The sequence below is a fragment of the Roseburia sp. OM04-10BH genome, assembly GCF_003462605.1.
Lineage (GTDB): Bacteria > Bacillota > Clostridia > Lachnospirales > Lachnospiraceae > Roseburia_C > Roseburia_C amylophila.
Map to the genome: position 1 here is coordinate 56,641 of NZ_QTZI01000004.1, position 19,069 is coordinate 75,709.

General features: G+C 41.4%; 17 protein-coding genes. 12 read left to right on the top strand and 5 right to left on the bottom strand.

The genetic code is table 11. The features are described from left to right. Nucleotides 1–68 precede the first annotated feature (68 nt). From DXB43_RS05490 to DXB43_RS05535, 10 genes are all read left to right on the top strand, one after another. The gene (locus DXB43_RS05490; protein ID WP_243006644.1) at nt 69–1,874 is read left to right on the top strand and encodes a peptidoglycan D,D-transpeptidase FtsI family protein; all 1,806 of its coding nucleotides are present in this window, start codon (nt 69–71) and stop codon (nt 1,872–1,874) included. Nucleotides 1,875–1,968: 94 nt separating this feature from the next. Next, nucleotides 1,969–2,922, top strand: coding sequence for a phospho-N-acetylmuramoyl-pentapeptide-transferase (mraY, locus tag DXB43_RS05495; RefSeq protein ID WP_117698314.1), 954 nt, complete (start codon nt 1,969–1,971; stop codon nt 2,920–2,922). Nucleotides 2,923–2,941: 19 nt separating this feature from the next. After that, nucleotides 2,942–4,303, top strand: a complete 1,362-nt coding sequence (gene murD, locus DXB43_RS05500) for a UDP-N-acetylmuramoyl-L-alanine--D-glutamate ligase (RefSeq protein ID WP_117947021.1) — start codon at nt 2,942–2,944, stop codon at nt 4,301–4,303. A gap of 6 nt (nt 4,304–4,309) precedes the next feature. Next, entirely contained in the window at nt 4,310–5,431 is a 1,122-nt protein-coding gene (ftsW, locus tag DXB43_RS05505; RefSeq protein WP_117841199.1) for a putative lipid II flippase FtsW, read from the top strand. Between the two features lie 3 nt (nt 5,432–5,434). Continuing rightward, nucleotides 5,435–6,184, top strand: a complete 750-nt coding sequence (locus DXB43_RS05510) for a cell division protein FtsQ/DivIB (RefSeq protein ID WP_117841198.1) — start codon at nt 5,435–5,437, stop codon at nt 6,182–6,184. Between the two features lie 156 nt (nt 6,185–6,340). Then, on the top strand, nt 6,341–7,576 hold the full coding sequence (ftsZ, locus tag DXB43_RS05515; RefSeq protein WP_022243364.1) for a cell division protein FtsZ: 1,236 nt from the start codon (nt 6,341–6,343) through the stop codon (nt 7,574–7,576). Between the two features lie 329 nt (nt 7,577–7,905). After that, nucleotides 7,906–8,706 carry a sigma-E processing peptidase SpoIIGA gene (locus DXB43_RS05520; RefSeq protein WP_117947022.1) on the top strand — a complete coding sequence of 267 codons (801 nt, stop codon included), beginning with the start codon at nt 7,906–7,908 and terminating at the stop codon, nt 8,704–8,706. 36 nt (nt 8,707–8,742) lie between these two features. After that, complete coding sequence (sigE, locus tag DXB43_RS05525) at nt 8,743–9,483, top strand: RNA polymerase sporulation sigma factor SigE (RefSeq protein ID WP_022243362.1); 741 nt, start codon at nt 8,743–8,745, stop codon at nt 9,481–9,483. A gap of 92 nt (nt 9,484–9,575) precedes the next feature. Next, the gene (locus DXB43_RS05530) at nt 9,576–11,180 is read left to right on the top strand and encodes an MBL fold metallo-hydrolase RNA specificity domain-containing protein (protein WP_117947023.1); all 1,605 of its coding nucleotides are present in this window, start codon (nt 9,576–9,578) and stop codon (nt 11,178–11,180) included. 245 nt (nt 11,181–11,425) lie between these two features. Continuing rightward, entirely contained in the window at nt 11,426–12,010 is a 585-nt protein-coding gene (locus DXB43_RS05535) for a hypothetical protein (protein WP_117947024.1), read from the top strand. 62 nt (nt 12,011–12,072) lie between these two features. Here DXB43_RS05535 and DXB43_RS05540 read toward each other — a convergent pair whose 3' ends face one another. Beyond that, nucleotides 12,073–12,711, bottom strand: a complete 639-nt coding sequence (locus DXB43_RS05540; protein ID WP_117947025.1) for a lactate utilization protein — start codon at nt 12,709–12,711, stop codon at nt 12,073–12,075. Between the two features lie 196 nt (nt 12,712–12,907). On the opposite strand from DXB43_RS05540, the gene DXB43_RS05545 reads away from it, so the two are divergent. Then, complete coding sequence (locus DXB43_RS05545) at nt 12,908–13,327, top strand: PaaI family thioesterase (protein WP_117947026.1); 420 nt, start codon at nt 12,908–12,910, stop codon at nt 13,325–13,327. Here the strand turns inward: DXB43_RS05545 and DXB43_RS05550 are convergent. The 4 genes from DXB43_RS05550 to DXB43_RS05565 all read right to left on the bottom strand — a co-directional run bounded on the left by DXB43_RS05550 (nt 13,322) and on the right by DXB43_RS05565 (nt 18,459). After that, nucleotides 13,322–15,931, bottom strand: a complete 2,610-nt coding sequence (locus DXB43_RS05550; protein ID WP_117947027.1) for an ABC transporter permease — start codon at nt 15,929–15,931, stop codon at nt 13,322–13,324. The genes DXB43_RS05545 and DXB43_RS05550 overlap by 6 nt on opposite strands. After that, nucleotides 15,928–16,611, bottom strand: a complete 684-nt coding sequence (locus DXB43_RS05555) for an ABC transporter ATP-binding protein (protein WP_117698304.1) — start codon at nt 16,609–16,611, stop codon at nt 15,928–15,930. Before DXB43_RS05555 ends, DXB43_RS05550 begins: the two co-directional genes overlap by 4 nt. A gap of 87 nt (nt 16,612–16,698) precedes the next feature. Further along, entirely contained in the window at nt 16,699–17,703 is a 1,005-nt protein-coding gene (locus tag DXB43_RS05560; RefSeq protein WP_158552075.1) for a sensor histidine kinase, read from the bottom strand. 78 nt (nt 17,704–17,781) lie between these two features. Further along, on the bottom strand, nt 17,782–18,459 hold the full coding sequence (locus DXB43_RS05565) for a response regulator transcription factor (RefSeq protein WP_117947028.1): 678 nt from the start codon (nt 18,457–18,459) through the stop codon (nt 17,782–17,784). 282 nt (nt 18,460–18,741) lie between these two features. Here DXB43_RS05565 and DXB43_RS05570 point away from each other — a divergent pair, with 282 nt between their 5' ends. Continuing rightward, entirely contained in the window at nt 18,742–19,053 is a 312-nt protein-coding gene (locus DXB43_RS05570) for a hypothetical protein (protein WP_147343668.1), read from the top strand. The last annotated feature ends 16 nt before the right edge of the window (nt 19,054–19,069 follow it).

Below are 19,069 nucleotides of genomic sequence, written 5' to 3' on the forward strand. Positions count from 1 at the left end.
AGAAAACAACATAACCTTGTAAAAGTTGTAATAGATTATAATAACTGCTTTTATGAGGTTATGTTTTTATGTTTCAGCAAAAAATGCAGGAGGAAGAAGAAAACAGATTTTGCATCTATCGGAATAAAACCTTTAACCGACGAAAAATTATGATTATTTTTGTGGCAGTATTACTGCTGATGGTATTTCTGATGGGACGACTGGTGTATCTTATGATATTCTGTTCAGAATACTATGGGGTCCGGGCTGAGAACCTACATGAAAGAGAAAGGGATATCAAGGCGGCAAGAGGAAATATTTATGACAGAAATGGTGTGGTTTTAGCAGAAAATAAGACGGTATGTACGATTTCTGTGATTCACAGCCAGATAGAAGACCCGGAAAAGGTAATTGCAGTTTTAACAAAAGAGCTTGGCATGTCAGAAGAGACAGTGCGGAAGCGGGTAGAGAAGGTTAGTTCCATTGAACGGATTAAGACGAATGTGGAGAAAGAAACCGGAGATGCGATTCGATCTTATGAACTGGCGGGCGTGAAGATCGATGAAGATTATAAACGGTATTATCCTTATAATGAACTGGCTTCTAAAGTAATCGGATTTACTGGCGGGGACAATCAGGGAATTATCGGAATAGAAGTAAAATATGATGAATATCTGGAGGGCATCAATGGAAAGATACTTACATTGACAGATGCCAGAGGCGTAGAGATAAAAAATGCCGGAGAGCGGCGGAGTGAGCCGGTAGAAGGAGATGACCTTTATTTAAGTCTTGATTATAATATCCAGATGTATGCAGCGCAGGCGGCAGTAAAGGTGCGGGAGGAAAAACAGGCAGATAGTGTCAGCATCCTTGTGATGAACCCACAGAACGGCGAAATTCTTGCTATGGTAAATGAACCGGAGTTTAATCTCAATGAACCTTTTGCCTTAAATACGGAGAATGACACGGAATTGAGCGAAGAGGAGAAGCAGGATGCTTTAAATAAAATGTGGAGAAACCAGTGCATCAATGACACTTATGAACCGGGATCCACTTTTAAGATAATAACAGCATCCGCAGCCTTGGAGGAGGGAAAAGTAAGTCTTTCTGACCAGTTTAACTGTCCGGGATATAAGATTGTGGAGGACAGGAGAATCCGCTGCCATAAAGTGGGAGGGCATGGGGCAGAGGATTTTACCCATGGCATTATGAATTCCTGCAACCCGGTATTCATAGAAATCGGACTTCGTATCGGTTCCGACCGCTTCTGCGATTATTTTGAACAGTTTGGTTTATTATCCAGGACAAATATAGATTTACCGGGGGAAGCATCCACCATTATGCATAAAAGAGAAAATATCGGTCAGGTGGAGCTTGCAACCATGTCCTTTGGGCAGTCCTTCCAGATTACACCGATTCAGCTTGCAACTACGGTTTCCTCTATTATAAATGGAGGAAACCGTGTGACGCCGCATTTTGGCGTGGAGACGAAAAATGCAGAAGGAGAAGTGACACATACTTTTGTCTATGGACAAAAGGAACATATTGTAAGCGAAGAAACTTCCACCACCATGCGCTATTTGCTGGAAAAAGTGGTATCTGAGGGCAGTGGAAAGAATGCGGCTCTTGAAGGCTTTTCTATTGGCGGCAAAACCGCAACGTCCCAGACGCTTCCACGTAGTGAAAAAAGGTATATTTCTTCTTTTTTAGGCTTTGCTCCGGCTGACGATCCGCAGGTACTTGCCTTAATTATTATCAATAATCCACAAGGCGTTTATTATGGTGGAACCATAGCAGCACCGGTCTGCCGGGATTTGTTTTCCAATATTCTGCCATATCTTGGCATTGAGCAGGCACTGGTTACAGAAGATGCGGAAATTCAGGAAAATCCGTGAAACTTTGGGAAGATATCTTGCAGGAAATCTCTAAATAACGTATACTAGATAAGTTGAAATGATATACAAAAAGAAAATAAAAAGAGGTGCAGTTATGACGTATCATGTTATTCTTCCGGTTATTATCGCTTTTGCAGTGAGTGCATTGTTAGGACCGGTCGTAATTCCTTTTTTAAGAAGATTGAAAGTTGGTCAGACGGAGCGGAAAGAGCTTGAATCCCATCAGAAGAAAATGGGAACCCCTACCATGGGTGGATTGATGATTATCGCAAGTATTATTGTAACCAGTCTGATTTATGTAAAAGATTATCCGAAGATTATTCCGATTCTCTTTATGGTAGTAGGATTTGGCGTAATTGGATTTTTAGATGATTATTTGAAGGTTGTACTGAGACGGTCGGATGGACTGCTTGCATGGCAGAAAATGTTATGCCAGCTTGTAGTGACCACTGTTTTTGTGGTATACATGGTGAAGTTTTCAGATGTTTCCCTTACAATGCTGCTTCCATTTTCCGGTGGAAAATACTGGAATATTGGCTGGCTTGCAATTCCGGTCATGTATTTTGCAGTAATCGGAACTGTAAACGGAGTCAACTTTACCGATGGCTTAGATGGTCTTGCTACCAGCGTAACCATTATCGTAGCAACCTTCTTTACTGTAGTTGCAGTGGGAACCAACAGCGGAATCGAACCGATTACCTGTGCTGTAGTAGGTGCATTGATGGGCTTCCTTCTGTTTAATGTATATCCGGCAAGTGTATTTATGGGAGATACCGGTTCTCTTGCACTGGGTGGATTTGTGGCAGCTACCGCATATATGCTTCAGATGCCAATTTTCCTTCTGATTGTGGGACTGATTTATCTGGTAGAAGTATTATCTGTTATCATTCAGGTAACCTATTTTAAAAAAACAGGTGGAAAGAGAATTTTCCGTATGGCTCCGATTCATCACCACTTTGAATTAGGTGGCTGGTCAGAGACCAGGGTAGTGGCAGTATTTTCAATTGTAACAGCAATCTTATGTCTGGTTGCATTGATTGGATTATAAAGAGACAGGAGTGAATAAAATGGAATTTCAGGAGAAAAATGTACTGGTATTTGGCTCTGGGAAAAGTGGAATTGCTGCAGCAGAGCTGTTAGAAAAACAGAATGCGAATATTTTCGTTTTTGAAGGAAATGAAAAGCAGAGTGTAGCAGAAATCAAAGAAAAATCGGAGAGCTTTGCCAAGGCAGAAATCTATGTGGGCACCCTTCCGGAAGAAGTGATGGATAAACTGGATTTTGTTGTGTTAAGTCCGGGTGTTCCAACCGATTTACCATTGGTAAATGCCATGCGTGATAAGAAAATTACGATTATTGGTGAGATTGAGCTTGCTTATCAGGTGGCAAAAGGAAAAATCCTTGCAATTACAGGAACGAATGGCAAGACGACAACCACTACACTGGTGGGAGAAATTTTATCCAATTACTTTAAGGATGTAAAAGTCGTGGGAAATATTGGAATTCCATATACATCGGTAGCGGCAGATACCACAGAAGAAACGGTAACAGCAGCAGAAATCAGCAGCTTCCAGTTAGAGACAATTGTAGATTTTGCTCCGGATGTATCTGCTATTTTAAATATTACACCGGATCATCTGAACCGTCATCATACCATGGAAAATTATATTAAGGCAAAAGAGGACATTACAAAGAATCAGAAAGCAAACGATGTCTGCGTCTTAAATTATGAGGATGAAGTACTTCGCAAATTTGGGGAATCCTTATCCATGAAAGTGCTCTGGTTTGACAGTATAAAGCCGGTACAGAATGGATGTTATTTAAATGGTGAGAAGATTATTTATGTCTCTGAGGGCAAAGAGGAAGAAGTCATTGATGTCAATGAGCTAAATATTCTTGGAACCCATAATTATGAAAATGTTATGGCGGCAGTTGCCATGACCATAAGTATCGGAGTACCGATGGATGTCATTGTAAAAACACTGCGTGAGTTCCAGGCAGTAGAGCATAGAATTGAATATGTTACGGAGAAACGTGGCGTAAAATTCTATAACGATTCCAAGGGAACAAACCCGGATGCAGCGATTAAGGGAATTCAGGCAATGAACCGTCCGACACTTCTCATTGGCGGTGGCTATGATAAGCAGTCTGAATATGATGAATGGATAGAAAGCTTCGATGGTAAAGTAAAGAAATTAGTATTAATCGGAGTAACAAAAGAGAAGATTGCAGACTGTGCAAAGAGACATGGATTTACAGAGTATGTATTCGCAGACAGTCTCGAAGAGGCCGTAAATATCTGCTATGACAATGCAGTTTCCGGTGATGCCGTATTATTATCACCGGCATGTGCAAGCTGGGATATGTTTAAAAGCTACGAAGAACGAGGAAGAATATTTAAGGATTTGGTGCGCAATTTAAAGGAGTAGTGATTTATGGGCCGCAGACCGGGAAGAAAATCAGGCACAAAAGAAAAGACAATTAAATATTTTGACTATACACTTTTGTTTGTTATTATTTTCTTAGTGTGTTTTGGTCTGGTTATGCTGTACAGCACCAGTTCTTATAATGCACAGATTGAGTATGGCGATGGAACTCATTATCTAAAGCGGCAGGCATTTGCATGCTGCCTTGGATTTGCTGCCATGTTTGTGATTTCCAAGATTGATTATCATGTGTGGAAGAGACTGTATGGTGTGGCATACATAGGCGCATTTTTACTGTGCGTTTCCGTTATCTTTTTAGGATCGAATGGAAATGGTTCTACCAGATGGTTCCGCCTTGGTCCGCTTTCTTTCCAGCCATCTGAGTTTGCAAAGCTTGCTGTCATTATTTTTCTTGCAACGGTAATCAGCCGCATGCAAAAGAAGATTGGCGATCTGAAGGAACTGATGAAGGTAATGGTTTTACTGCTTCCGCTGGTTGGACCGGTTGCTTATACGAACTTAAGTACCGCGATTATCATTGTGGGTATCGCAGTGGCAATGGCGTTCGTGGCAAGCCCGAAATATGCGCAGTTTGTGGGAATGGCAATCGCAGTATTCGCTTTCGGAGCAGTCTTTATTGTACTGGCAAGCTATCGTGCAGAACGTATCAAAATCTGGCTCCATCCGGAGAATTATGATAAAGGTTATCAGACCATGCAGGGCTTATATGCCATTGGTTCTGGAGGACTTTTTGGAAAAGGACTTGGTGCCAGTATGCAGAAGCTTGGGTTCGTACCGGAAGCGCAGAATGATATGGTATTTTCCATCATCTGTGAGGAGCTTGGATTATTCGGAGCAATCTGCCTGATTTTGCTGTTTATCTTAATGCTGTGGCGTTTTATGGTAATTGCCAATAATGCGAAAGATTTATATGGTGCTTTGCTGGTGGTTGGTATTATGGCTCACATTGCCATTCAGGTAATCCTTAATATCGCCGTTGTAACCAACAGTATTCCAAATACCGGTATCACACTTCCTTTTATCAGTTATGGTGGTACTTCGGCATCATTCCTCTTAGCAGAAATGGGACTTGCGTTAAGTGTTTCCAGAGGAATTCAGTTGGAGGGATAGGATATGATACGAGAAGAACGCAGAAAGAAGAGAAGAAGAAAACATATCCTGATTGGATTTCTGACTACACTGTTGATTCTGGCACTGGCAGCACTCATTGTAATCAAGGTATTTACCGTAAAAAATGTCGAAGTAGAAGGCAATAAATTATACAGTGATGAGCAGATTAAGGAATGGGTCTTAAATGATGACTATTCCTGGAATACATTATATGTATATTTTAAATATCGTTTCTTTGATACACAGAAAGTTCCGTTTATTGATACGATGGAGGTGAGTGTCAAATCACCGCATACCCTTCATGTAGAAGTATATGAAAAAGGACTGCTGGGCTACTTATATATGGATTCCCTGGGACAGAATGTCTATTTTGACAAAGATGGCTTTGTAGTGGAAATGTCTACAGATGTCATCGAAGGAGTACCGCAGATTACCGGACTGGCTTGTGGGGAAGCAGTACTTTATGAAAAGCTTGACGTAAGCGGAAAAGATACCCTAAAGGATTTGCTGGCAGTAACCCAGACCTTAAAGAAGTATAATCTGGTTCCGGATACCATCAATTATGATGACCAGGGAAACGTGACCCTGCAGTACGGAACGATTACGGTGAATCTTGGACAGGCAACCAGCCTTACGGAAAAAGTAGTTCGTATGGAGAAAATTATGCCAAATCTGGAAGGACTTACAGGCATTCTTCATCTGGAAGACTGGACAGAAGATACCACAGATATTACTTTTGAAAAGACGGCGTAATTTTTTCAAAAAAACAGAAAATATAGGTTGATTATTTTTACGAAAAATTATATGATAGAGTATATGAGTAAATAAAGGCATACTTTTTATGAGAAATCTGTAAAGCAGATTTCTCATAGATTACATATAGAATGAGGGAGAGAAGGAGGAACTACCTTGCTTGAAATTAAAACAACAGAAGCAGAATCCAGTGCTAAAATTATTGTAATTGGTGTTGGTGGTGCAGGTAATAATGCAGTAAATAGAATGATTGATGAAAATATTGGTGGTGTTGAGTTTGTTGGAGTAAATACCGATAAACAGGCATTACTTTTATGTAAAGCACCTACGTTGATTCAGATTGGTGAGAAGCTTACCAAAGGACTTGGAGCAGGAGCACAGCCGGAGGTTGGAGCCAAAGCTGCAGAAGAGAGTATGGAAGAGTTGTCAGCAGCTATTGAAGGTGCAGATATGGTATTCGTAACCTGTGGTATGGGTGGCGGAACCGGTACAGGAGCAGCTCCTGTTGTGGCAAAGATTGCAAAGGATCAGGGAATTCTTACCGTTGGTGTTGTAACTAAGCCGTTTAAATTTGAAGCAAAAGCAAGAATGGTAAATGCTTTAAGCGGTGTTGACAAGCTTCGTGAGAATGTAGATACCTTGATTGTAATTCCAAATGATAAATTATTAGAGATTGTAGACCGCAGAACAACCTTCCCGGATGCATTAAAGAAAGCAGATGAGGTGCTTCAGCAGGCGGTTCAGGGAATCACAGACCTGATTAATATGCCGGCATTGATTAACCTTGACTTCGCAGATGTTCAGACTGTTATGAAGGACAAGGGTCTTGCACATATCGGTATCGGTATGGCTAAGGGTGATGATAAGGCAATTGAGGCAGTCAAACTGGCTGTTACCAGTCCATTGCTTGAGACAACTATCAATGGAGCAAGCCATGTTATTATCAATATTTCCGGTGATATTTCTCTTATGGATGCCAATGATGCAGCAAGCTATGTAGAAGATCTTGCCGGCGATAATGCAAATATTATCTTTGGTGCAAAATATGATGAGACTATGACAGATGCTGCAACGATTACTGTAATTGCAACAGGACTGGAAGAGAATGCAGCAAAGACCACTGCATCTTCTAATCTTATGTCCGGATTGAAATATCCAAATACAGCAGCAACCACCAGACCGGTCATTAATTCCGGACTTGTAAACCGTACTGCTAATGTTACAACCAACAGCAGTTTCGGAGCAACATCTACTCTGGGACAGACTGCTGCACAGCAGCCGGCTCCGGCAGCTTCTCCATTTATTGGAATTACCAAACCAAAGAGACCGGAAAGCACTGTTCATGAGAAGGATATTAAAATTCCGGAGTTCTTAAAGAGTACCAAAAAATAAGAACTATCATTTTGAAAAGGATAGCAATAAAATTATAGTGTAAGAGTAGAAAAGGAATTTGAAGTTCCTGTATGATACGACGCTTAGAACATTTGAAATGTACCAGATACTGGTGACAGCCATTGTTCTAAGCGTTTTTTGCGTTGTCAGGCATCCGTAAGAAGCTGCCGGTGGCAGCTTCTGTAGGTAAGATTTGCAGAGTGCATTACGTTTCTTTTGCAACTTCCCTGCCGGGCAGTCGGATTCTGTCAATGAAATGAAAGAATGGCGGCATCTGTTTTGACAAAATATGCAGAGGAAAGTTTGTATAATGCAGGAAAGGAAGGGAGGTGGCATGTATTTATGAGATATATTTAGATGTTCTTTTTGTCAATAATTTCCTGATGGATGTGCTGAATCTGTTCCTGACAGGCATTTTTTTGCGGAATCTCATACATAAGGGCAGGATACTGCTTGCTGCCTTATTTGGAAGTGGTATGGGAGTCATTTGTTTTCTGATGCTTTCATCCTATAGATTGTATCGGCTGATTATGTATGTACCGGTTCCGCTTGGCATGGTTATGATTGCATTTTTTACGAGGAAACATACGACACAAAGAGTCGCTTTTCTGATAAAAAACTGGCTTGGCTGTTTTTTGTTTTCGATTCTGACAGGAGGCTGCATGCAGTGGCTCAATAAGAGCCTTTTTTATGGGCGGCATTTTTATCTGGCAATGGTGCTGACGGCGGGAATTGCTGTGTCAGCATCCATAATATGGCGCAGCAGAAAGGAGAGAAGCCGGCATCTTTATCAGGTGCGTCTTTGTTATCATGAACATGAATTGCTGTTAGAAGCCTATTATGATACCGGAAATCTGCTGATCGACCCCTATGTGGGAAAACCGGTCAGTATCATAGATAAAGAGCTTCTGATGCCGATTTTCCGGGAAGATGAGCCGGTAGTACGACTGTTGCCATTTAGCAGTATGGGAGAGAAAAACGGCTTGGTAGAAGCACTTACCGTAGAAGAACTTTATATTAAAGAAGGAAAAAAAGAGCGGCAGATTTTACAGGCGGTGATTGCACTTGGAAGTCCATCGTTGTTTCAAAAGAAGGAATATCAGATGATTTTAAATTGCCATCTGCTATAGGATGGAATGTGAATAAGAGAGGAAAGAGGAGTTGTAATGTATTTAAAAGTAGATATACCGGAGCATTTTCAGTTTCGCATTGTGCGTAGTTTAAAAGATATGCTGCTTCGTAAGGAGACGGAGATTCACTATATCGGAGGGGCAGAAGTGCTGCCGCCACCGCTTCCGGCGAAAGAGGAAATGGAATGTATCGGACAATTGGTGAAGGAGCAGAGTGAGACTGCAAGAAAGAAATTAATCGAGCATAATCTGAGGCTTGTAGTATACATAGCGAAGAAATTTGACAATACGGGAGTAGGAGTGGAGGATTTGATTTCTATTGGAACCATCGGATTAATCAAGGCAATTAATACTTTTAATCCGGAAAAAAATATCAAGCTTGCAACCTATGCCTCCCGATGTATTGAAAATGAAATTCTGATGTATCTGCGTAGAAATAATAAGACGAAATTAGAGGTATCCATTGATGAGCCGTTAAATGTGGACTGGGACGGAAATGAATTACTACTTTCGGATATTTTAGGAACAGATGAAGATGTCATTTACCGGGATATTGAGACTGAGGTTGAAAAGAAGCTTTTGAATAAAGCAATTGAGCATTTAAGCGGCAGGGAGCGGACGATTATTGAACTGCGGTTTGGCATCAATTCGAAAAATGATAATGAACTGACCCAGAAGGAGGTGGCGGATTTATTAGGAATTTCCCAGTCCTATATTTCCAGGCTGGAGAAAAAGATTATGAAACGATTGAAGAAAGAAATTGTGCGATTTGAATAAAAAAGGAATAAAATGTATACATTTTTTGTCCAATATGATAAAATAATACTATCATAAGTTCGACAATAAAGAGATGGCGAGGAGATGGTATTATGTTATTGGAGTTTTTAGGGGCTGCACATGAAGTAACTGGAAGTTGTCATTTTCTGCAATGTCAGGATAAGCGGATACTGGTGGATTGTGGTATGGAGCAGGGACCGGATTTATATGTGAATCAGGAGATTCCGGTGAATGCATCTAATATTGATTATGTGTTTGTAACACATGCCCATATTGACCATTCAGGCTTACTTCCATTGCTGTATAGTCATGGATTCCGGGGACAGATATTTGCGACAACAGCAACCAGCGAACTTTGTAATATCATGTTAAAGGACAGTGCACACATCCAGATGTTTGAAGCAGAGTGGAGAAACCGTAAGGCCAGGAGAGCCGGATTACCGGAAGTAGTGCCTCTTTACGATATGGATGATGCACAGGGGGTTTTAGAGCATTTTGTACCATGTGATTACAATAAAATCATTGAAATCTGTGATGGAGTAAAAATCCGGTTTGTAGATGCAGGACATCTTCTTGGTTCATCCAGCATTGAGGTATGGCTGACGGAAGAAGATAAGACCGTGAAAATTGTATTTTCCGGAGATATCGGTCATGGCAATAAGCCATTGATTAAAAATCCGCAGTTTATCGATGAAGCAGATTATGTATTGATTGAATCAACTTATGGTGACCGGATACATGCAGATCCGCCGGATTATGCACCGGAACTTGCGGCAGTAATTAAGCGGACATTTGCAAGAGGTGGTAATCTTGTCATTCCGGCATTTTCTGTAGGTCGTACACAGGAAATGCTATATCATCTGCGACGGATTAAGACAGAACATCTGCTGCCGGAGTTTGAAGATTTTGAGGCCTATATCGACAGCCCGCTGGCTGTGGAGGCAACAAATATTTTCCATAAGAGTGTAGAAGACTGCTTCTCTGATGAGGCAAAGAAATTAGTGGAGCAGGGTATTAATCCGATTGGATTCCCGGGACTGAAAACGTCTGTTACCAGTGATGAATCCAAAATGATTAACTTCAGCAAGAAACCATTGGTTATCATTTCTGCTTCCGGTATGTGTGAGGCTGGCCGTATCCGCCATCATTTAAAACATAATTTGTGGAGACCGGAAAGCACGATTCTGTTTGTAGGATACCAGGTACCTGGAACCTTGGGTCATGCACTTTTGAATGGAGCCAAAGAAGTAAAACTTTTCGGTGAAAATATTCAGGTACATGCAGAAATTTTAAATCTTCCTGGTATCAGTGGCCATGCAGACCGTGATATGCTGACAAAATGGGCATCTGCATTTAAAAATCCACCAAAGCGTGTCTTTGTGGTACATGGTGAGGATAAGGTCTGTGATGAATTTGCAGAGCATCTGCATACGGAATTAGGCTATCAGGCGGTTGCACCATATAGTGGTGATACCTATGACTTATTAGAAAATGTCTGTGTTCATGAAGGAACCCGTGAACTGGTTGAAAAGAAGAAAGACAAACCGGAAAAGGCATCCTCTAATGTGTTTGCAAGACTGCTGGCGGCGGGTCAGAGGCTGCTTAGTGTCATTCAGAAGAATGAAGGTATCCCAAATAAAGAACTTGCGAAATTTGCTGACCAGATTAATTCTCTGGCAGATAAGTGGGACAGATAGGAAGTTGAAAAGGAACTTGGAAATAAAGAAATAGAAAAGTATCATGAAAAGTAACCAGAAAAGACATTCGTATCCGGGAAAATGCCGGTGCGGATGTCTTTTTTTACTCGAGAAACTCGCAAAGCGTGTTTCTCGCTACTTGCTGTCAAGCATTTACAAATGACTATGGAAAAAGAAGAAATATTCCGATATATAAGTGTAAGATAAAATGCAAGGAACAGATTACGAAATCAGGAGGAAATGCGATGGCAGTCAGACTGAATTTATTTTCCAATACGGAGCAGGATACAAAGAAGGTATCTACGGTGGAGGAATTGCCGCAGTATATGCTGAAATGCATTTATGATAATAATGTGGCAGAAGAAAGTGAAGAAGCAAAGCAGGAAAAAATGGCAAAAATCAAATGGAAATTAGAGGCGGGAAAGAAGCTGACCAAAGAGGAACTTTCCTGGCTTCAAAGAAATGATCCCATTGCCTATGCTCATGCAATACGTGTTCAGATGATTGCAGAGGAAGTGGAGAAAGAACTGAAAGCTGCAAAGAGCAAAGAAGAAGCAAATCGTATTGTATCCACCGCTGTTTCCGGTATATCGGACAATGACCCGGATAAGGAATATATTGTAGCAGCAGTAAACAGGGTGTCAGATGAATTCCATAAATCCGGTGCCTATAGCAGACTGCCGGGAACTCAGGAAAGTGCAGAAAAGAGAAAGCAGAAAAAGGAAAATGGGATTTCTTTCAAGAGAGAGGATGAAAAGGAAGAACTGATGAACTGGAGTCCGTTGCAGGAAGTCATTGAGAAACTACCGACATTTACAGCCGGAGCATAGGATAAAATAAAAATCCGCATATCAGAGTATATCTGGTATGCGGATTTTTTTATGAAATCGTATTAATATCCTAATTCCTCTCCGATGAGAATTACTTTGATTCTTCCCGGAATACCACTTCTTCTGGTGATAACAACCTGATTACAGATACATTCCGGTGAGAGGCAGTCGGCACATGTTCCGGTGAGTGCACATGGCGTTTTCTTGCTAAGGCGGATGCAGTTGGCAGGAGTAGCAGTATTATGTACCCGGTCAAGAGCGTCGTTAACTGTTTTTACAACCTTATTCATACCGGCCATAACGATGACTTCCTTCGGGCCATAGATGAGTGCTGCAACCCGGTTGCCATTTCCGTCAATATTGACAAGCTGTCCGTCAGAAGTGATTGCATTGGAACTCATAAAATAATAATCTGCATTCAGACACTGATGATAAATTGCAGTTGTTTCTTCCGGTGTGGCAGCTTTGCTTCTGTCATAAAGTGTGATGTCAGTCTTATTTTGCAGAGCAGCCATCATACCACTTTCGGTTAAAGTCATGGAACCGCCAAAACCAACGGTTGCCTGTGATGGCAGCATGGAAGTGGCAAGTGCAACGGCTTCTTCTTTGGTGGCACAGTAATATGCGTCAATCTGTCTTTTCTTGAAATTTTCAATCATGGACGTAGCGAGTGTTTCATAAAATTGTTTCTTTGGATCCATAAAGATACCTCCTTGATGCGTAAGTGTATGGTGAGAAAAATTCTTAATATACACCATACAAAATATATTACATCATAGGATGGGGATTTGGCAATCCGAAAAGTCAGATAGATTGTTTCATTGACAAAAAACATAAATGAGCACAAAATGGGTACAAATAAAGGATAAAAGATACATGTAAGAAAAGAGGAACCAAATGCAAAATAAAATTACAATAGAAGAATGCCAGAAATTATTAGAGCAGAATCCCTTTGGAAGTCTGCTGCAGATGAAGATAACAGAGGCAGAACTTGGAAGGGTAAAGGCAGAACTGCCATTCAAAAAAGAGTTTACAAATATCTATGGAGATTTGCACGGCGGAGTACTGTATTCGGCAGTGGATACCATATGCGGAATTGCGGCAGGAACCTATGGATATTATGTGACTACTGTGGACGGACAGATCCGCTATTTAAAAGCGGCGCGTGCAACAGAATATGTTACATGCACCGCCAAAGTGGTAAAACCCGGAAGAAACATTACGGTAGTATCATTTGAAATTATGGATTCCAATGGAATGCTTTTAAATACCGGTGATTTTACCTTTTATAATCTGAAAGAAAAAGAGATTTTATAAATTTTCATTTTTTAATGCATCCATGGTATTTTCAGAAGAAAGCTTACGCATGGAATAAATCATAGTTGCAGCAACCACTGTAAATACACTGCCAATAGCAATCACGAAGCTGTACCATGGAATAAAGAAACCAAAGTCAATGCCATCACTGACTGCCTGATAAATAAGCCAGGTGATTCCGATGGAAACCGGAAGTCCGTAAAGAAGCCCTTTGCAGCCATAGAGCAGACATTCAAACTGCATCATTTTGCGGAAGCCTTTCGGAGAAAGACCGATGGATTTTAACATGGCAAATTCACGTTTCCGTAAAATAATATTGGTAGAAATTGTGTTAAATACATTGGCTGCCGCTATCAGCGAAATCAATGTAATAAATCCATAAGAGAAAATATTGATAACGGTAATTATGGCACGCTCATTTTCAATGGAATCCATATAGTCATAGATATCAGCTGAAATATTTTCACTGTCAAAGAGCGTATTTAAATCTGTCTGTACCTGTTTGTGGTTATCTGTTTTTATATAGTATGAATTTCCAAGTGTGCTATCCGGGTTCTGGCTGAGTGCCTGCCAGAGAATATCCTTACAGGAATATGGAAAAATAAATTTCGCATAATCGGAAGGAGCACTGACACCGAAAGGAATTGTATCACTGAAAGCACCAGCGGTGACGGTGCAGGTATTTTTCACATCTTCGTCTAAAGAGGATAATACAATATCCTGCGAAGAAGGATTGGCGAAAATATTAATGTCATAGTATTTGTCATTGAATACATGAAGCCGGTCTACCAATACACCTGTTGGATGATCAGAATTCTGATAATCGGAAGGATTTTCACCGATTTCTTTTAAATAATCTTCAAATAAATAATCCTCCACAAAATAAATCAAAGTGGTAAGCTCGTAGGAGTCATCTGCCGGGAGTGTATTGCTGTAATAAGCCTGTTCATAATCAGAATAGAAACTTTCAAATTCTTTCGAACAGTCTTCTTTGGCTACTGTAAAGCAGGCAGCGAAGCTGGCACTGTAAGAAGCATTATCTACACCATCTAAAGCACGGATTTTTGTTAAAAGCGTATCCGGGTCATAGTTATTTTCGGAATATATCGTGCAGGAAAGTTCATAGCCGTTTCCGTTATAAATGCTGCCGGCGGAACGTGTCAGATAAGCACAAAAGCTGCTGGCAGAAATAAACAGTACAATACTTAAGAAAAGAGAGATAACAGTAGCACGGTATTTGCTGCGGCTTCGTTTATAGTTTTTGGCAGCAAGCATTCCTTCAAAGCCAAATAATTTTTCTGTAAGTGGAAATGTATGCACTTTTTTGGAACGGATGTTAATATCACTGGTCTGCCGGATGGCTTCTAAGGCAGATAACTTCATGGATTTCCGTGCCGGCAGGTAAGCAGAAATCAATACCGTAATAAAAGCGAGGGTGACGGCAATCACAATTCCGGCAACGGATGGCTGCAGGGTCAGGTGCAGTGTGGTGTCACTTCGGTACAGTATGGCAAGAGTATCACCAGTGAAATAGAAGGTAATGCCAATGCCAACTAAACCGAAGAAGATTCCAAGCGGAATACCGATAAGACACAGGAAAGCCGCTTCAAACAGGATGCTGTGAATCATCTGGTGTCTGGTTGCACCAAGGGATGAAAGCAGACCAAATTGTCTGGTTCGTTCGCTGATAGAAATGGAAAATGCATTGTAAATCAGTGAGATAGACCCAAGTACGATAATTGCAATCAAAATAACCGCAAGACTGGTGACGGTGCGGTTTAAGGAATCCTCCATGGATGCTCCGTCAAGCCGCAGTAAATCATAGTTCATGGTATAAGAATATGGTGCATTCTGCTCTAAAAAACTGGATACATCCTTGCTGTTATGAAGACAGAAGTAAATATCCTGATAGGATGTCCGGGCAGAAGAGAGAGTCAGTGCTGTATAACCCGGAGCCTGAAAGCTTTCAAAGGAAGGTCTGCTGTAAAAACCTACCACCTGATAAGTTTTTGACTCCGTATTTGTAATGGATTCTAACGGAATTACTTTTCCGTCTTTTGTTTTTTCTGACTTATTACCAAGCAGTGAAGTGTTATTATCTAAAATAGAACCATCTTCATCCACACGTTCCCCAACATCCAGGGTAATTTCATCGTTTAAGCTATAAGCAATGCCACCGTCATAGGTAAGGTGCTCAGGAAGCAGAAGCTCAGAATCGTTTTCCGGCATCCGTCCTTTCGTGATGTGTACCGGAAGAAGAGTAGTAACATCATCCGTTACACCACAGATATAAAGGTATGGTTTGTATTGGTTAGCAGAATCGGTAAGATTGGCATATCCAATATATTTTAAAGAAACAGAAGAGTCGATTTCATCATGGGAGAGAAAATCTTTTGACTCTGATTGGGTGACACGAAAAGCGGCACCCTGCCAGCTTCCTTCGGTATCAATGGTATATTCCTTCATAAATGCATGAAGAGAGCTGATGCTGCTGGTAACTGCGGTAAACATGGCAGTAGAAAGAATAATTCCGATAATCGTGACGATGGTACGGGTTTTATTCTTCTTTAAGTTGGTGAGTGTGATTTTGTGGAAGATATTCATGCACGAATCACCTCATCCCGTGTAATTTTGCCGTCTTCAATGGCAATGATGCGGTCTGCCTGAAGGGCAATGTTTTCATCATGGGTAATGACAATTAAGGTCTGGTTAAATTTCTGGTTGGAATATTTTAAGAGTTCCACAATTTCCTGGCTGTTTTTGGAATCTAAGTTTCCGGTAGGCTCATCGGCTAAAACCACAGCAGGAGCGTTCATTAAAGCACGGCCGATGGAGACACGCTGCTGCTGACCACCGGAAAGCTGGTTTGGAAGATGATTTTCCCGCCCTTTTAAAGAGAGAATTTCCAGCAGCTCATTTAAATGCTCTTTGTTGACCGGGCGTCCATCCATGCGGACAGGAAGTGTCATATTTTCAATGACATTCAGTACCGGAATCAGATTATAGAACTGATAAATCAGCCCGACCTGCCGTCTGCGGAAGATGGCAAGCTGTTCCTCCTTTTGCGCGTAGACATCAGTGCCCTCCATATAGACTTTGCCGGAGGTTGGTGTATCGACACCGCCTAAAATGTGAAGCAGTGTGGATTTGCCGGAACCGGATGGCCCGATGATAGCGAGAAATTCGCCTTTGTTGACAGAAAAAGAAACGTGGTCTAGGGCAACCACCTGATTTTCTCCTGTTCCATAGATTTTGGTAAGATTTTCAGCTCGTAAGATTTCCATAAGTAACTCCTTTCCATTTGATGCGATTCTAATGAGAAGTATAAGCATCCCGGATGACAGGAGCATGACTTTTCAGTGACAGTTCTGTCACTTTTTATAGAATTTCAGGATAAAACGTGCACCGCCTTCTTTACGGTTTTCTGCTTTTAAGGTTCCGTTTTCTTTGGAAACAATCATACGGGAGAGGGAAAGACCGATGCCAATGCTCTGGCCGGTGGCATTTTTTCCTTTGTAAAAGCGTTCAAAAAGATGCGGAATATCTTCTGGCAGAAAACCACTTCCATTATCTTCAATCACGATAGAAACATAGATTGGATTGTCGGTAACCGTAACATCAATCCTGCCACCGGAAGGCGTGTGCTCCATGCAGTTCTTTAAGATATTTCCAAGGGCTTCCGCCGTCCATCGTAAATCCGTAGAAAAAGAAAAATCCTTCGGCTCTATGGTTTCATGATACTGGATGTCGCGAAGCTCTAGTGGAATGAGCAAAGGTGCAGCCGCAGCGGAGAGCAGTTCTTTGACAGAGGTTTTGGTCTGGTGAAAAGTAATGGTTCCTGCGTCCATGGAAGATAATTTCAGCAAAGTTTCAATGAGCCAGTCCATCCGGTCAATTAGCATGGATAATTCCCGCAGGGATTCCCTTCGCTTCTCATCGGAAAGAGCCGGCTCTTTTAAGAGAGTCAGCAAAAGGCGGATGGAAGTAAGGGGAGAGCGGAGCTGATGGGAAATATCAGCCATGGCATCCGCAAGATATTTTTTATCGTTTTCAAGAGCCTGATTCTGTTCCGCAAGGCGTCTGGTCAGCTTGGCAAGCTCATTTTGTAAAATTGCAAGTTCTCCTTCCATATAGTCGCTGAAATCACCACTGCTGTTACTGTGCAGCATCGCATCTAACTGCTGACTTAAGGATTCCACTTTCCGGTATCGCTTTTTGGTGAAAATCATAAAAATAAGAATGAAAATAAGTGATGCAAAAAGGATGATTACACCACAGATGGTATCAAAATAAAATCCGATGCCTGCAAAGATAAAGCATACAAGCAGTTGCAGAAACAGGCATTTTTTGATTTCGGGATTGCGTAAAAATTTCATAAAGACTCCTTTGGGAAAATACATTTTCTTCGGTTATTATGGTACTCAAATTTATAACTGGCGTTTTCTGCAGTTCAATTAGTCACCAAGCTTATAGCCCAGTCCGCGGATGGTTTTGATATATTCCGGGTGTGCCGGGTCGGCTTCGATTTTTTCCCGGAGCCTTTTGATGTAGACGGTAAGGGTATTATCATTTACAAATTCCCCTGCCATATCCCAGAGTTCATCTAAGAGCCGGCTTCGTGTAAGGACGATGCCCTGGTTGGAAAGAAAGAGTAAAAGCAGCCGGTATTCCAAAGCAGAAAGCGTCAGTTCCACATTATTCTTATAGACCAGTCCACGTACAGTATCAGCTTTTAGTTCATGATATTCCAACGGCTGGCTGCCACGGTGATAGCGGCGGAGAACACTGTTCATTCTGGAAATCAGTTCTCTCGGCCGGAAGGGCTTGGAAATATAATCGTCGGCACCAAGGTCAAGTCCGGCAACCACACTGTATTCATCATCCGATGCTGTCAGAAAAATGACAGGAATATCAGAATTTGCCTTGATGGCACTGCACAAAGAAAATCCGCTTCCATCCGGAAGGGAGACATCAAGCAGCGCTAAGTCAAAGTGATACTGCCCGGAATCTAATAAATCGATGGTTTCCTTTTGGTTATTTGCAGAAGTAACCTGAAAACCCTCCTGATTCAGGAAAGTGCGTAAATTGGAAACGATACTTGTATCATCATCTACAAGAAGTACATGTGTCATGTTTTCTTCTCCTTACAATTAATTTATAGAAGGCACGGATTGACAACGGGAGCACTTGCTAAAATAATTCTGTTATCCAAAGGATATTTGTTTTGGATATAAAATACCGTAGTTCTAAGCTGCATATTTTGCTTTTGCCTGTAAAAACCGTCTTTCCAATGTTTGACAGTCTATCTGTACCGTCCGTCGAAGTGCGGATGCCTAAGAAGGGCTGTTAGGGGCACTTGGAATTTCGTCCGGCAACAGGCAACGCTGGTACATGGACGTGCCAGCGAGGTGCATATGAACATGGATGTGAATTTGCACCGGTTGCCGGACAAAATATTTTGCCTGCCGAAATTCCTAGTGCCCCTTACAGGTCTTATACCGCATCCGCACCCGGCGGACAGTGCAGATATCCGGTCAAAGCAAGCGGAAAGACAGTTTATCATCAAGCAAAACATGCAGCTAAGAACAACTGGCATTTTCCATCCCATAAACAAATATCCTCCGGATAACCGAAATTATTTTATGCAGGCAGCTTTTTCAATCCGCCACGTTTATAAAAGTCATTGTAGCATAAAGAAACTTGCATTTGCAAAAGAAACAGTATAAGATGGACAGTTGTGAT

Bases quoted from the DNA above. Each gene is read 5' to 3' on its own strand.
- DXB43_RS05545 (WP_117947026.1), top strand. From the start codon at position 12,908: ATGCAAAATAAAATTACAATAGAAGAATGCCAGAAATTATTAGAGCAG.
- DXB43_RS05565 (WP_117947028.1), bottom strand. From the start codon at position 18,459: ATGACACATGTACTTCTTGTAGATGATGATACAAGTATCGTTTCCAAT.
- DXB43_RS05535 (WP_117947024.1), top strand. From the start codon at position 11,426: ATGGCAGTCAGACTGAATTTATTTTCCAATACGGAGCAGGATACAAAG.
- DXB43_RS05555 (WP_117698304.1), bottom strand. From the start codon at position 16,611: ATGGAAATCTTACGAGCTGAAAATCTTACCAAAATCTATGGAACAGGA.
- DXB43_RS05570 (WP_147343668.1), top strand. From the start codon at position 18,742: ATGAACATGGATGTGAATTTGCACCGGTTGCCGGACAAAATATTTTGC.
- sigE (WP_022243362.1), top strand. From the start codon at position 8,743: ATGTATTTAAAAGTAGATATACCGGAGCATTTTCAGTTTCGCATTGTG.
- DXB43_RS05530 (WP_117947023.1), top strand. From the start codon at position 9,576: ATGTTATTGGAGTTTTTAGGGGCTGCACATGAAGTAACTGGAAGTTGT.
- DXB43_RS05490 (WP_243006644.1), top strand. From the start codon at position 69: ATGTTTCAGCAAAAAATGCAGGAGGAAGAAGAAAACAGATTTTGCATC.
- ftsW (WP_117841199.1), top strand. From the start codon at position 4,310: ATGGGCCGCAGACCGGGAAGAAAATCAGGCACAAAAGAAAAGACAATT.
- mraY (WP_117698314.1), top strand. From the start codon at position 1,969: ATGACGTATCATGTTATTCTTCCGGTTATTATCGCTTTTGCAGTGAGT.
- DXB43_RS05510 (WP_117841198.1), top strand. From the start codon at position 5,435: ATGATACGAGAAGAACGCAGAAAGAAGAGAAGAAGAAAACATATCCTG.
- DXB43_RS05540 (WP_117947025.1), bottom strand. From the start codon at position 12,711: ATGGATCCAAAGAAACAATTTTATGAAACACTCGCTACGTCCATGATT.
- DXB43_RS05560 (WP_158552075.1), bottom strand. From the start codon at position 17,703: ATGAAATTTTTACGCAATCCCGAAATCAAAAAATGCCTGTTTCTGCAA.
- murD (WP_117947021.1), top strand. From the start codon at position 2,942: ATGGAATTTCAGGAGAAAAATGTACTGGTATTTGGCTCTGGGAAAAGT.
- DXB43_RS05550 (WP_117947027.1), bottom strand. From the start codon at position 15,931: ATGAATATCTTCCACAAAATCACACTCACCAACTTAAAGAAGAATAAA.